Source organism: Spiroplasma endosymbiont of Amphimallon solstitiale, from assembly GCF_964030965.1.
Taxonomy (GTDB): Bacteria; Bacillota_I; Bacilli_A; order Mycoplasmatales; family VBWQ01; genus Spiroplasma_E.
This window is the reverse complement of sequence record NZ_OZ034999.1, coordinates 695,591-710,197: the sequence shown is the minus strand read 5'-3', so window position 1 is coordinate 710,197 and position 14,607 is coordinate 695,591. Positions and strand designations below refer to the sequence as shown.

At 23.8% G+C, this 14,607-nt stretch carries 13 protein-coding genes and 2 pseudogenes; 9 read left to right on the top strand and 6 right to left on the bottom strand.

Annotated elements, in window-relative coordinates; translation table 4 throughout:
* Positions 1–3 precede the first annotated feature (3 nt).
* From AAHH39_RS04395 to AAHH39_RS04365, 7 genes and pseudogenes are all read left to right on the top strand, one after another.
* On the top strand, positions 4–1,311 hold the full coding sequence (locus tag AAHH39_RS04395) for a thymidine phosphorylase (RefSeq protein ID WP_342218985.1): 1,308 nt from the start codon (positions 4–6) through the stop codon (positions 1,309–1,311).
* Between the two features lie 74 nt (positions 1,312–1,385).
* A complete protein-coding gene (locus AAHH39_RS04390; protein ID WP_342218984.1) occupies positions 1,386–2,696 on the top strand; it encodes a hypothetical protein in 1,311 nt (436 codons plus the stop codon).
* Positions 2,697–2,854: 158 nt separating this feature from the next.
* Positions 2,855–3,811 carry an IS30 family transposase gene (locus tag AAHH39_RS04385; protein WP_342218983.1) on the top strand — a complete coding sequence of 319 codons (957 nt, stop codon included), beginning with the start codon at positions 2,855–2,857 and terminating at the stop codon, positions 3,809–3,811.
* A 45-nt stretch (positions 3,812–3,856) separates the two neighbouring features.
* A pseudogene (locus AAHH39_RS04380) lies at positions 3,857–3,970 on the top strand (IS30 family transposase); the annotation flags it as partial.
* 120 nt (positions 3,971–4,090) lie between these two features.
* A complete protein-coding gene (locus AAHH39_RS04375) occupies positions 4,091–4,843 on the top strand; it encodes a segregation/condensation protein A (protein ID WP_342218981.1) in 753 nt (250 codons plus the stop codon).
* On the top strand, positions 4,836–5,417 hold the full coding sequence (gene scpB, locus AAHH39_RS04370; RefSeq protein WP_286641535.1) for an SMC-Scp complex subunit ScpB: 582 nt from the start codon (positions 4,836–4,838) through the stop codon (positions 5,415–5,417). Before AAHH39_RS04375 ends, scpB begins: the two co-directional genes overlap by 8 nt.
* Positions 5,410–6,147, top strand: a complete 738-nt coding sequence (locus AAHH39_RS04365; protein ID WP_342218980.1) for a pseudouridine synthase — start codon at positions 5,410–5,412, stop codon at positions 6,145–6,147. Before scpB ends, AAHH39_RS04365 begins: the two co-directional genes overlap by 8 nt.
* Before the next feature lie 273 nt (positions 6,148–6,420).
* On the opposite strand, the gene AAHH39_RS04360 is transcribed toward AAHH39_RS04365, so the two are convergent.
* The 6 genes and pseudogenes from AAHH39_RS04360 to AAHH39_RS04330 all read right to left on the bottom strand — a co-directional run bounded on the left by AAHH39_RS04360 (position 6,421) and on the right by AAHH39_RS04330 (position 11,758).
* On the bottom strand, positions 6,421–7,017 hold the full coding sequence (locus tag AAHH39_RS04360; protein ID WP_342218979.1) for a hypothetical protein: 597 nt from the start codon (positions 7,015–7,017) through the stop codon (positions 6,421–6,423).
* A gap of 216 nt (positions 7,018–7,233) precedes the next feature.
* Positions 7,234–8,346: pseudogene (locus tag AAHH39_RS04350) on the bottom strand (IS30 family transposase).
* Between the two features lie 114 nt (positions 8,347–8,460).
* Positions 8,461–10,062 (bottom strand): hypothetical protein, encoded by a 1,602-nt coding sequence (locus AAHH39_RS04345; RefSeq protein ID WP_342218976.1) that lies wholly within the window; start codon positions 10,060–10,062, stop codon positions 8,461–8,463.
* Between the two features lie 144 nt (positions 10,063–10,206).
* The gene (locus AAHH39_RS04340) at positions 10,207–10,629 is read right to left on the bottom strand and encodes a transposase family protein (protein WP_342218975.1); all 423 of its coding nucleotides are present in this window, start codon (positions 10,627–10,629) and stop codon (positions 10,207–10,209) included.
* 85 nt (positions 10,630–10,714) lie between these two features.
* Positions 10,715–10,912, bottom strand: a complete 198-nt coding sequence (locus tag AAHH39_RS04335; RefSeq protein ID WP_342218974.1) for a transposase family protein — start codon at positions 10,910–10,912, stop codon at positions 10,715–10,717.
* Positions 10,913–10,968: 56 nt separating this feature from the next.
* Positions 10,969–11,758 (bottom strand): IS5 family transposase gene (locus tag AAHH39_RS04330; protein ID WP_425288912.1). Its coding sequence is split into 2 segments (ribosomal slippage): positions 10,969–11,496 and positions 11,498–11,758, totalling 789 coding nucleotides; the frame shifts between segments, so codons are not numbered across the junction.
* A 500-nt stretch (positions 11,759–12,258) separates the two neighbouring features.
* Here AAHH39_RS04330 and AAHH39_RS04325 point away from each other — a divergent pair.
* Positions 12,259–13,203, top strand: coding sequence for an IS30 family transposase (locus AAHH39_RS04325; RefSeq protein WP_342217458.1), 945 nt, complete (start codon positions 12,259–12,261; stop codon positions 13,201–13,203).
* A 143-nt stretch (positions 13,204–13,346) separates the two neighbouring features.
* The gene (locus AAHH39_RS04320) at positions 13,347–14,585 is read left to right on the top strand and encodes an IS256 family transposase (protein WP_342219299.1); all 1,239 of its coding nucleotides are present in this window, start codon (positions 13,347–13,349) and stop codon (positions 14,583–14,585) included.
* The last annotated feature ends 22 nt before the right edge of the window (positions 14,586–14,607 follow it).

The window sequence follows — 14,607 nt, the reverse complement described above, 5'->3', positions numbered from 1 at the left end:
AAAATGTATATGATTGATTTAATTGCTAAAAAGAAATTAGGACAAAGTTTAAACAAAGAGGAACTAAAATTTTTAACAGAAGGTATTGCCAACGAAACAATACCAGACTATCAAATTAGCGCTTGAGCAATGGCTGTTTATTTTCAGGGAATGACTAATGATGAATTAGTAGAATATACAAAAGCCATTATTAATACTGGTGAAACTATGAATTTATCACAAATTACTGGTTTTAGTATTGATAAACATTCAACTGGTGGTGTTGGTGATAAAACTAGTTTAGTATTTGGTCCATTAGCTGCTGCTTGTGGCTTAAAGGTTGCAAAGATTTCTGGAAGAGGATTGGGTATTACTGGTGGTACTATTGATAAACTGGAAATAATTCCAAATTTTAAATGTGATTTGGCAATATCAGATTTTATTAAAGTTGTTAATAAAGTTGGTATGAGTATTATTAGTCAAACTAGTAATTTAGTGCCTGCTGATAAAAAATTATATGCACTACGTGATGTTTCAGGAACAGTTGATTCATTACCATTAATTGCTGCTAGTGTTATGTCTAAAAAAATAGCAATGGGTGCTGATTTAATTTTACTAGACATTAAATGCGGAAAAGGTGCCTTTGTTCAGGATATAGTAACTGCAAGAGAGTTAGCAAAATTAATGGTACATATTGGTAAAGCTTTTAATAAAAAAATTTATGCTATTATTAGTGATATGAATAAGCCTTTAGGACAAACAATTGGTAATGCACTAGAATTACAAGAAGTTATTTTAAGTTTAAAAAATAAAGGACCAGAAGATTTGAAAATTCTTGTTAGTAATTTAGTAGCTTTAGCCTTATTGGGAGCTAAAAACGTAAAAACCTTAAAAGAGGGTATTGATAAAGCTAATGCTATGTTTACTAGTGAAAAACCACTACAAATTTTTTATGATTTTGTTAAAAGTCAAGGTGGAGATACTAAATATCTTGATAATATTGATAAATTACCACCAGCTAAATATATTATTAAAGTTAAGGCACAATTATCGGGCTATTTAGATTTTACTAATAATTATGCTTTAGGTGAATTATCAGTAATATTAGGAGCAGGAAGAACTACTAAAACTGATATCATTGATCCAGTGGCAGGAATTTATTTAAAACAAATTCATGGTCAAAAAGTTGAAAAAAATAGTGTAATTATGGAACTCCATACTAATAAAGATCAACATTTTCATCACCAATTTTTAGATTTGGCAATTTCTACATTTCAGATTACTAATAAAAAATACGATATTAAACCAATAATTTTAGAAATAATAATGTAATTTAGTTTAAAATTGTTTATAATGTTACAGTATTTTAAAAATATTAATTAAATGAAATGATAAGGAGCGTTTTTGTGAAATCTTTATTAAAATTACTGGGCACACTTGCTTTAGCAACAACACCAGTTGTAACAGTTGTTGCTTGTGGTAGTGAAAATAATCAAATGACTCCAAGGGATATTCTTAATTTTGCTGCCTCTTTTGTTACTGATAGTAGTCTGAAAATTAAAGATGATCTTAATTTATCAGATGATACCAATATAGGAGAAATGAAAGGTAAAATTTTTAGCGAATTAGATACTTCTGTGCAAACCTCCATTGGTAACTTTTTCTCTAGTAAACTTAAAGAAAGTACCAATGAACATCCAACAAATTGATATCACCCTGATGCACATGTCAAAATTATGGACTATGTTCCAAAAAAAGATAATGATAATGATGAAAAGGACAAACCTAAGTTTGTTTTACCAACTGGTAGTGAATTAGTCAATGGTCATTTATGAGTAAAAGCGGAAATCTCTTATTTAAATTTACCATCAGTTACTAAAGATATTAAAATTACAATTAGTAATGATACAAGTCATACTAGTGATCAAAAAAAAGCTGATGCAATTAGAGACTTTATTAAAGAAGAAATTACTAAAGGTAATCTAAATATTAATGTTGAAAATTTACCAATTGATGGAAAAATTGATGCACCTTCAAAAGAAGATATTGCTAGAACTCAGTTATCATATATCAAACAAAATTTAAATGTTGCTATTAAAGATAAAGTTCAATATTCTGGTTTAAGTTTAGGTTTTGTATTTTCAGGTGATTTTTCAAATGATGCTAAATCAACTTTATTTAAAATGACAAACCCAACGGTTACTAATAATGATGATAAATCAATTATATTTAATGGTAATGTTAGTAATATTACCATTGATTTCTTAGTTGGTAATGATGGTAAATCTACTTTTAATACTGGTGATATTGAAAGTACTACTGCTATTAAGATTAACCAAACTTTTGTTGATGCAACAACACAAATTTCAAAAATATTTTCTGAGTGAACAGTTGATACAGTACAGGAATTACCAAAAGCTTCAGACAAGTATTCAGATTATGACAAAGATGGAAAAATAAAAAAACAAGTTATAAAAAATGGTTATTTTGCTAATATTAATAAAATTTATAGTATTCTTGTTCCCAAATGAAATGATAGTGTAATAACTATTACTAATCCTGAAAGTGGATTTAATCTTAATCCTAACGAAAAAAATGGTTATTTTAATTTAAACTTTAAATTAGAATATGACCTAACGGGAATATTACCAGATACATCTTCAAAATTTGAAATATCTGCTGAAAATATTCATATTACGTTACGTGAAGTTAAATAATAATATTTAAATATATAATAACTTTTAAAACTTATTTTAATCATTAAAAAATTAAAAATAAGTTTTTTTATTTCCTGAATTGTAAAATTAAAAAGGACACTTATATAAAAATTAAATTGTGTTAATTCTATAATTAAGAAAAGAAAGGAATTAGCACAATGTATAAGTATCTGACTATTGAATCAATAATAGCAATAAAAGAATATAAAAGTTATGGATTTTCGATTCGTAAAATAGCAAAAGCCATTGATTATAGTAAATCAACTGTACATAGAGTTTGTAGATTATTAAATCAAAACTTATTACCATTAGAAATATTGAATAAAATTCAAAAAAATAAACAAAATGCAGGTAGAAAATTAATAATTTTAACTTTAATAGAAATTAATACTATTAATCATTTGTTAATTACTAAAAATTATGCTCTTGATATAATTGCTAATTTTTTAAAGGAAAATAAAATAAAAAGTATTTCAACAAAAACTTTATATAACATGTTTAAAACAAATCGAATGGGTTTTGATGAAAATAACTTATTGAGAAAAGGAAAAAATAAACCTCACAAACAAAAAGAAACTAGGGGCAGAATTAATAATTGTAAGTCTATTCATGAAAGAAATTTAATCATTCCTAATATTAAAAATATAGAAGAATTTGGTCATTTAGAAGGTGATACTATCATTGGTAAAGATCATAAAAGTTCTATTATTACTTTAGCTGATATATGATCAAAAACCACAATTCCTTTAGCAACTAAAAATAATAAATCAGAAAATATTACAAAAAGTATAATAAAATTTATTTCAAAGTTACAAAAAGGAACAGTTAAAACTATTACTTTTGATCGTGGTAAAGAATTTAGTAAATGAAAATTAATCGAAAAAAATTGTAATGTTAAGATTTATTTTGCAGATCCTGGTAAACCTTGTCAAAGAGGTTTAAATGAAAATAATAATGGTATTTTAAGAAGATATTTACCAAAATCTACAGATCTATCTTTTAATTATGTAGAAAAGTATGGATGACCAAAAATTATTCATCAATTTACACTTAAAATATTATTTTTAATTAAAAATTTGTTAAAAATAACATTATTTAGTGTAAAAATTCTCTAAAAATAACACTTTATCATGTATCATTACTTTTCTACAAAATTAAAGGATCTATCTTCATATAAACAAAAAGATTTAAATACTATAGCATTTCAAATTAATTCTACACCCAGAAAATCACTATCTTATAAAAGACCAATAGATTCAATACAATTATTTTAAAAAACTGTCCCATTTATATTTACAATTCAGGTTTATTAAAGATTAATCAAGTATTATACTATTAAATTAAGTTATAATTAATATTAATAAGTATAAAATGATATTGAGGGAACGAGAATAATGTTACAACCAGTAATTACAATTGAATCTTTTCAAGGACCAATGGATTTGCTTTTGCATTTAATTAAAGAAAAAAATATTGATATTTTAGATTTAAATCTAAATGATGTTACTAATCAATATGTTCACTTTATTAATGAAGAATTAATTAAAAACATTGATTTAGTAAGTGAATATTTACCGATTGCTGCTTATTTATTAGAATTGCAATCAAAACAATTATTATCAAAACAAGAACTAGTAGTAGATAGTGCTTATGAAAATGAAGTTAATCGTCAAAAAATAATTGCTCGTTTATTAGAATATAAAAAATTTAAAGAAATAAGTAATTATTTTAAAGAACAGGCTGTATATAGAACCCAATTATTAACAAAAGCACCTAGTGATTTAAAAACATATTTAGTTGATGAAATTACACCAATTTTGGTAAAAAATAATGTTAATAAACTAACACAAGCAATGTTAAACTTATTTAATAGACTACAAAATGAAAATAAATTACCAGTTAATTTAGCATTAAACTTAATTTCAGCTGAAGATCGAGCTAAAGAAATTAAACAGTTACTGAAAAAAAATCCCAAGCAACACTTTACTTTAGAACAATTATTTTTTACTAAAACATTAACTTTACATTATTTTATTATTACTTTTATTGCAATTTTAGATCTTGCAAATCATCAAATGTTACATATTATACAAACTAATACTTTTACTGAAATTACAGTAATTTATCGAGGTGAGAAAAATGAATAATAGCAATTGAAAAACAAACGAAAGATTAGCAGTTTTACAAGGTTTATTATTTATTGCTGGCAATGAAGGCCTTGATTTATTAACACTTGCTGAATATTTAGAATTAACAAAAAAACCAAAAACTGTTGAAAATTTAATTGCATCTTTACAAATGAAATTAAATGATGATGATACCAGTGGTTTAAGTTTAATTAAAGTTGGTAATATTTATAAATTAACAACAAAACCTATTCATTATAATCGCTATCAAGTATTAAAACAACAACCTTTAATACGTTTATCACAAGCAGCTTTAGAAACACTAGCTATTATTGCTTATAATCATCCAGTTACTAAACCACAAATTGAAGATATTCGTGGTGTAAATTGTGATTCTATTATTTTTAAACTAAAAAGTTTAAATTTAATTACCGAGATTGGTCGTAGTGAATTACCAGGAAAACCAATTTTATATGATTTAACTGATGAATTTATGGATCATTTTAATATCGAATCTTTAACTCAATTACCAACTTTGCCTCAATTTAATAACCAAAATGATGAACAAGAAATCTACAACTTTACTAATGAATAATGATTTAGAACGCTTGCAAAAAGTTATTGCTAATTCTGGAGTATGTTCACGACGAAAAGCAGAATTACTAATTATTAATGGGCAAGTAACAGTTAATGGGCAAATTATTGCAACGTTAGGTTTTAAAGTTACAAGTAGTGATGTTATTAAAGTTAATAATCAAATTATTAAGCAATCTAATCATATTTATTTAGCATTTTATAAACCACCTAATTGTTTAACAACAGTAAGTGATCCTAAAAATCGACCAACGGTAATGAATTATTTTACTAATATTAATAGTAGAATTTACCCAGTCGGTCGTTTAGATTTTGATACTTCAGGTTTGTTGTTAATGACTAATGATGGTGAATTTACTAATACTATTATTCATCCACGTTATAAAATAGATAAGGTATATGAAGTATTGGCAAGTGGTATTTTGTCATCAAATGCTATTAAAAAACTACAAGACGGTATTATTTTATCAACTTCATTTACAACTTCTCCTGCTATTGTTAAAATAATTTATAAAAATATAAAAAAAGAAAATACTTTACTACATCTCACTATTCATGAAGGACAAAATCAACAAGTTAAACGTATGATTAAAGCAGTAGGAAGTAGAGTAATTACTTTAAAACGTTTACAAGTTGCTAATATTACTTTAAAAGGTTTAACAATGGGTGAATATCGTTATTTGACAGAAGAAGAAGTAACAACATTGATGAAATTGAGTCAAAAGAGTTAAAATAAAAGAATAATTTATTTTTTAATATAACAACTTTTTATATTTTCTGGGTTTGTCTTTATATCAAAAACCTTATTTATTTCAATGGACGTATGAGATTAATGGATAGAAAGGGACAACTAGAACAATAAACTGATGTACTTCTATTTTTTGTTAATTTAATTATATCATAAAATACATAAATGTTTAAAAATATAATGACAAAATTACATTTAAACAACACAAAAATTCTAATCTTAAAATTAGATTTTAAAAATATGAAGTTTTAATTTATTAAGTACTATTCATATAACTTCTAGCATTTAAATAATTTGCTTTTGCTATTAACATATTATTTAATGTTTGATAATTATATATTTTTGCTCCATTAGTTAAAGATTTTAAAAAATGATAAACATCACTTTCTGCAGAACATCCAATATTTCATGAAGCATTTTGATTTACAATACCATGAGCATTATTTTTAAAATAATTATAAGTTTTAGTATTAACATTAAGTTTTAAAAAATCAAGTAATTTATTACAATTACCACTTGAAAAAGTAGTTGAAGAATCTAAAAATTTTTTTCAGTCATGAGATTCTTTTTTCTTACCACGAGCTCCAACAAAAGATTTTCATAAATAACTAAATGCATGAAACTTATCTAAAATATAATAACATCCTAATCAACTAGCCATTGCTTTAATTCATAATGCACCATCACCAGCAACTACTAAATTATAATTATGATACTCTCATTGAACACCTAATATATTTAATTTAATATCATAATGATTAAGAATAGTTTGTGTTGTAAATTGATATAATTCATGTTGATTTAAACCATTGTTAACTTTAAATAATAAAAATGAAGTTGTTTTATTTTGCAATTTATTTCTATATGAATAAATTTCTTTTTTCCCTAGATTAAAAGTTAAAATTCTACAACAATATTGCTGTTTTAAACCATTTTCATCTCAACAAGTAATAAAAGCATCATCTGCACATATATTTAATTTTGATTAAATAATACTTTATGTTTTTGTTCTGGTATTAATTTTTCAATTTTTGCATTCCTGAATTGTAAATATAAATGGGACAGTTTTTTAAAATAATTGTATTAAATCTATTGGTCTTTTATAAGATAGTGATTTTCTGGGTGTAGAATTAATTTGAAATGCTATAGTATTTAAATCTTTTTGTTTATATGAAGATAGATCTGTAGATTTTGGTAAATATCTTCTTAAAATACCATTATTATTTTCATTTAAACCTCTTTGACAAGGTTTACCAGGATCTGCAAAATAAATCTTAACATTACAATTTTTTTTAATTATGTAGAAAAGTATGGATGACCAAAAATTATTCATCAATTTACACTTAAAATATTATTTTTAATTAAAAATTTGTTAAAAGTAACATTATTTAGTGTAAAAATTCTCTAAAAATAACACTTTATCATGTATCATTACTTTTCTACAAAATTAAAGATTTTTTTCGATTAATTTTCATTTACTAAATTCTTTACCACGATCAAAAGTAATAGTTTTAACTGTTCCTTTTTGTAACTTTGAAATAAATTTTATTATACTTTTTGTAATATTTTCTGATTTATTATTTTTAGTTGCTAAAGGAATTGTGGTTTTTGATCATATATCAGCTAAAGTAATAATAGAACTTTTATGATCTTTACCAATGATAGTATCACCCTCTAAATGACCAAATTCTTCTATATTTTTAATATTAGGAATGATTAAATTTCTTTCATGAATAGACTTACAATTATTAATTCTGCCCCTAGTTTCTTTTTGTTTGTGAGGTTTATTTTTTCCTTTTCTCAATAAGTTATTTTCATCAAAACCCATTCGATTTGTTTTAAACATGTTATATAAAGTTTTTGTTGAAATACTTTTTATTTTATTTTCCTTTAAAAAATTAGCAATTATATCAAGAGCATAATTTTTAGTAATTAACAAATGATTAATAGTATTAATTTCTATTAAAGTTAAAATTATTAATTTTCTACCTGCATTTTGTTTATTTTTTTGAATTTTATTCAATATTTCTAATGGTAATAAGTTTTGATTTAATAATCTACAAACTCTATGTACAGTTGATTTACTATAATCAATGGCTTTTGCTATTTTACGAATCGAAAATCCATAACTTTTATATTCTTTTATTGCTATTATTGATTCAATAGTCAGATACTTATACATTGTGCTAATTCCTTTCTTTTCTTAATTATAGAATTAACACAATTTAATTTTTATATAAGTGTCCTTTTTAATTTTACAATTCAGGTAACAAAAAATTTTGAAAAATAATATAAATTATCAAACATCAGTATCTGCTTTTTTAATAATTCAATTATCAAATAAAATATGATTATTTTTATAATTCTTAATCATTCCAGTTAAAAAACTAGTGTTTGCATAACGAATAGTTAAATAATTATAACCATGCATACCACCCGCATTTCTTTTAACTTTAAATGTATTATCATCTACTTTTTCCACACTAGTTCTATCACTTAAAGTCGGATTTTTTGCTCCTTTTCAAAGACCATTTAAAGTAACTGAAATATTACCTTTAATAAGATCTTCGGTTGTAGCTTTAGAATTTATTTTTGAACTAATATAGTAACTAATATCACTCATTGTTTTATTATTTTGAACAAAATCATCAAAATCTCTGGGATTCATATATATTGTTAAATTATTATCAGTAGTTATATCAATACGCCCTTCAGCAAATGCACTTTTTGTATAAAATATTTTACCTAATGCTGTTGCTGTTTGCTCTGCTCATTCACCTTGCGTTTGATTAGGGCTAATATTAATAAAATCTAAAGGCATTGGTGTTAATCTTAATCCTGAAATGTTTCAATCACTAATAGTGATTTTTCCAAAAGCATTAATTTTCTTTTTACTTTCTTCAGGCACTCCTTGTTTTCCAACAAGTCACTTAGTAATCTCATCTGAAAAAGCTGTTGCTGTTGGTGATAAATAATTTTTCAAAGAATCAATTGCTTCATCAATTGTAGGTTTAGTAAGCGCTTCATACATATGATCACCACTAGCATAAACATCATTTTTTTGAAGAACTTCTGATTGAGCATTAATATCAACTTTAGTAATATTAACTTTATTGTTATTAAGTTTTCTAGTAATTAATTCTTTTGCTTTTTGTAATAAACTTTCACTATCAGTAGTGGTGTTTTCAATTTGTATCATAAAATCTTTTAATACTTTTGTTACATTACCAGTTGAAGCTTCAATTAAAGCTTTTAAATTAGCGCCAGTATTAGCGTAATTAAAATCAAAAATATTAGATACTTCAATTTCTGTCTTTTTGTTACTTTCATCTTTATAAGATAATTTTAATTTTAAATCTGCAGTAAGTTTATATCACATTGTTATCTTATACGTTGCTGGATCATAATTTTCAATACCAAAATCAGCTTTTTCCTTAGTTCAATTGAATTGTTTATTTGTCATTGTTGTTCCATTAAAATCAATTTTTAAAATTTCATTAGTAGTTATATTATTAAATAATGGTTTTAAATCAGATGGTTGTAATAAATAATCCTCAATAATAAAATTTGTAATATCTTCTTGAAGCCTAGTTAAAAATATATCTTTTATTTTATTATCAACCAGACTGTCACTATCTTTACTATTTAAATTATTAGTAATATCTTTTCCAAATTCACCAAATTCATCTTCAAAAGTTAAATTCTTATATTCACTAATTAAATTTGCAAGTCCTAAACTAATTTGCTCTTTAGCTTTTTTTAATAATTCTTGTACATCAGCATTTTCCGATACTTCATCATCAGTATCAGAACTATTACCATTTCCACATGCCACTACATTTACTGCTAATGGCGCTGTTAATCCAAAAATTGCTAATAATTTTAATATTCCCTTCACTCTAGTACCCTCCTAAAATTTCTTTTAATATCTTTTATTAAAGTTTTAGTATATTCTATAATATTTATAATTAAAATGTTGTGAATATATTAATTTTAATATTTCAGTAAACTAATAAGTTTATAAAAAATCAAGTTTATAGACTTACTGCATAACGTTTTTAAGTTTTAATGATAAATTATAAAATCCTGCAATTAAATTAAATCTTAAAAATATTTGTTTTCTGCCTTTTCTAAATTTATAACCAATAATTTTAAAATATTTTAAAAACGCAAAAACATGTTCAACTTTTCTGCGAGTTTTATTAAAAATCTTATTAAAAATTTTAATTTTACTTGTTTTAGGATTGTTTTTACTAGTTTTAATAGGTAAAAATGTATTAGCATGAATTTTTTGTAAACCTTGATAACCTTTATCTGCAATAATTATAGTTTCTGGTGAAAATTTTAACTTTGAATTTTTAAAAGTTTTAAAATCATGATTTTTACCAATATCAGGAAAAATATTTAAAATTTCATTAGTATGTGCATTAATTATGGTTTGAAACTTAACAGTATGTGCATTCATTTTTTACCAGAAAATCAATCTTTTTGGTTATATTTTGGTCGTTCTGTTTCTACTTCTGTTACATCAATTATCAAAATTTTATTTTTTAATTCTTCTTTTTAAAAAAAATATTTTTATTTGTTAAATTATTAAAGTTATTATTTTTTATTAAAATGTCTTCAATTGAACGAATATTTCGTAAAGCAGTAGTATCAACCATATTATACTCAGCGCCAATACTATGATATGTACGATTTTCATATAAATATCTTAAAGTCATTACTAGTCTATCTTCTATTGACATTTTATATGGTCTTCCACCAATGGTAATTTTTAGCTTTTGATGATCTAAGAACCTGTTTAGAATCTTTTTAATAAAACTGAAATAAATGAAAGAACAACCATTTGTAAACTAGTATTTAGTTTTCTTTCACAATTTTTTCATAATCTTCTGTATTTTTCTAATCAAGCAAAGCTTCGTTCTACAATTCATCTTTTTGGTAATACTACAAAAGTATGTAATTCATTACGTTTTATCACTTCAACATTTGCATTTATGATTGTTTTGATTTCAGAAGCAAATTTTTCACCAGTATAACCAGCATCTACTATTATTTTTTGAACTGCAGAAAGATTTTCTTTTTCATTTTCAATCATTATTATAGCGCTATTACGATCTGTTTTTTCTGCTGTGGTTATGTAAATTGCATGTGGTAAACCTTGAGAATCAATAACAATATGACGTTTTATGCCTGAAATCTTTTTACCAACATCATAACCTTTATTTTCAGTAGTATCTGTATTTTTAACACTTTGCGAATCAATTATACAAAAACTAGTTTGTTCTTTGCGATTATTATTGATACGAACTTTTTTAACTAATTTTTTTTAAAATTAATTGCAATACACTAGGTTCTTTACCATTATTTTTACTTCAAATTTGAAAATAATAATATACAGTTTGTCATTTTGGAAAATTTTTTGGTAGCATTCTTCATTGACAACCACTTTTTAATACATATAAAATTGCACAAAATACTTCATATAAATCTAAACTTCTTGGTTTTGTTTTCTTTTTGCTATTTTCTAAAATTGATTTTATGTTATCAAATTGTTCTTTGGTGACATGACTTGGATAATTTTTATGCATATATACCTCTTATTTTAAAATATATAATCATTTTACATTATTTTCGAAAAGATTCTAAACAGGTTCTAATAAAATATTTAAAATTTCATTAAAAACTAGTTTATTAATACCAACTATTTTACGAAAATATTGATCCGATTTATCTTTTAATTCAAAATATGTCATAAAATTTATCCTTAACTATTCAACTTTATTGGGACGGTAACAAAAACGGAGGATATAATTACTTTTTAAACATTTCTTTTAAATTATAGACAAGAAATAATTGTAATTATATGCAATTGTAAATTTATCTTACTACTAAATTAAATTAATTTCAATTAAAATACAAATATTAAAAAATCAATAAGAAAATTTAATATAAATACACAACAAAAATTCTTATTAACTTTTAATTAATAAGTTTTTAATATTTCCTGAATTGTAAAATTAAAAAGGACACTTATATAAAAATTAAATTGTGTTAATTCTATAATTAAGAAAAGAAAGGAATTAGCACAATGTATAAGTATCTGACTATTGAATCAATAATAGCAATAAAAGAATATAAAAGTTATGGATTTTCGATTCGTAAAATAGCAAAAGCCATTGATTATAGTAAATCAACTGTACATAGAGTTTGTAGATTATTAAATCAAAACTTATTACCATTAGAAATATTGAATAAAATTCAAAAAAATAAACAAAATGCAGGTAGAAAATTAATAATTTTAACTTTAATAGAAATTAATACTATTAATCATTTGTTAATTACTAAAAATTATGCTCTTGATATAATTGCTAATTTTTTAAAGGAAAATAAAATAAAAAGTATTTCAACAAAAACTTTATATAACATGTTTAAAACAAATCGAATGGGTTTTGATGAAAATAACTTATTGAGAAAAGGAAAAAATAAACCTCACAAACAAAAAGAAACTAGGGGCAGAATTAATAATTGTAAGTCTATTCATGAAAGAAATTTAATCATTCCTAATATTAAAAATATAGAAGAATTTGGTCATTTAGAGGGTGATACTATCATTGGTAAAGATCATAAAAGTTCTATTATTACTTTAGCTGATATATGATCAAAAACCACAATTCCTTTAGCAACTAAAAATAATAAATCAGAAAATATTACAAAAAGTATAATAAAATTTATTTCAAAGTTACAAAAAGGAACAGTTAAAACTATTACTTTTGATCGTGGTAAAGAATTTAGTAAATGAAAATTAATCGAAAAAAATTGTAATGTTAAGATTTATTTTGCAGATCCTGGTAAACCTTGTCAAAGAGGTTTAAATGAAAATAATAATGGTATTTTAAGAAGATATTTACCAAAATCTACAGATCTATCTTCATATAAACAAAAAGATTTAAATACTATAGCATTTCAAATTAATTCTACACCCAGAAAATCACTATCTTATAAAAGACCAATAGATTTAATACAATTATTTTAAAAAACTGTCCCATTTATATTTACAATTCAGGTTTTAATAAAAATAAAAAGGCAATGTTTAGTAATCTGTGTAACTTACAAAAATAACTATGTTTAATTAATTCTAGTAAATATAATTAAATGACTAGAAAGAGTGAGTTACAGATGGCTAAAAAACAAAATATTAATAATAATGATCCAATATCAAAAGCAGTAGATTTATTATTAGAAAATACTGAAGATTTAACAACAGTTTTTAAAGAAGGGGGTTTATATAAAGAATTAACAAAACGTTTAGTTGAAAAAATGTTGAATTCTGAAATGCAAAATTATTTAGGATATGAAAAAAATCAACATAGTAATACTGAAAATGCTCGTAATGGTACAAGTTCAAAAAAATTAATAACTCAACAAGGTAAAATTGAGATTGATGTACCAAGAGATCGCAATAGTGATTTTACTCCTGTAATAGTTGCAAAAAGACAGTGAAGATTTGATGGTTTTGATCAACAAGTGCTTTCACTATATGCAAAAGGTATGACTCTATCTGACATTAGAATGCAGTTACAAGAGTTATATCATGGTGCTGATATTAGTGAAAGTGTTATTAGTCAAATTACTGATGATGTTATTGATGATGTCAAAGCATGACAAAATCGACCATTAGAAAGCATTTATCCGATTGTTTATTTTGATTGTATAGTAGTTAAAGTTCGACAAGATAAACGGATTATTAATAAATCAGTTTATATAGCATTAGGAGTTGATTTAGAAGGTAAAAAAGATGTTTTAGGCTTATGAATTAGTGAAAATGAAGGTGCTAAATTTTGATTAGCTAATTTCACAGAAATGAAAAATCGAGGCTTAAATGATATTTTGATTGCTTGTAGTGATAATTTAACAGGCATGTCAGAAGCAATACAAGCAGTTTATCCTAAAACAGAACATCAATTATGCATTGTTCATCAAATTCGAAATAGTTTAAAATATGTTTCATACAAACATCGAAAAACTCTAGTTACAGATTTAAAACCAATTTATAGTGCATGTAGTGAAGAACAAGCAATGCAAGCTTTAGAATCATTTGAAAGTAAATGAAATAAACAATATCCCCAAATTGCTAAATCTTGATATAAAAATTGAGAAAATTTGATGATTTTTATTAGTTATCCTGCAGAAATCAAAAGAGTAATTTATACAACAAATGCTATTGAATCTGTTAATAGTCAATTACGAAAAGTTATTAGAAACAAAAAAGCTTTTCCTAATGATATGTCAGTTTTTAAAATATTTTATTTAGCAATTGAAAATATAACAAAAAAATGAACATTGCCTATTCAAAATTGAAATACAGCAATTGCTCATTTTATGATAAAATTTGAAGACAGAATTAATCTGAACTAGTACTTTGTAAAACAAAGATACA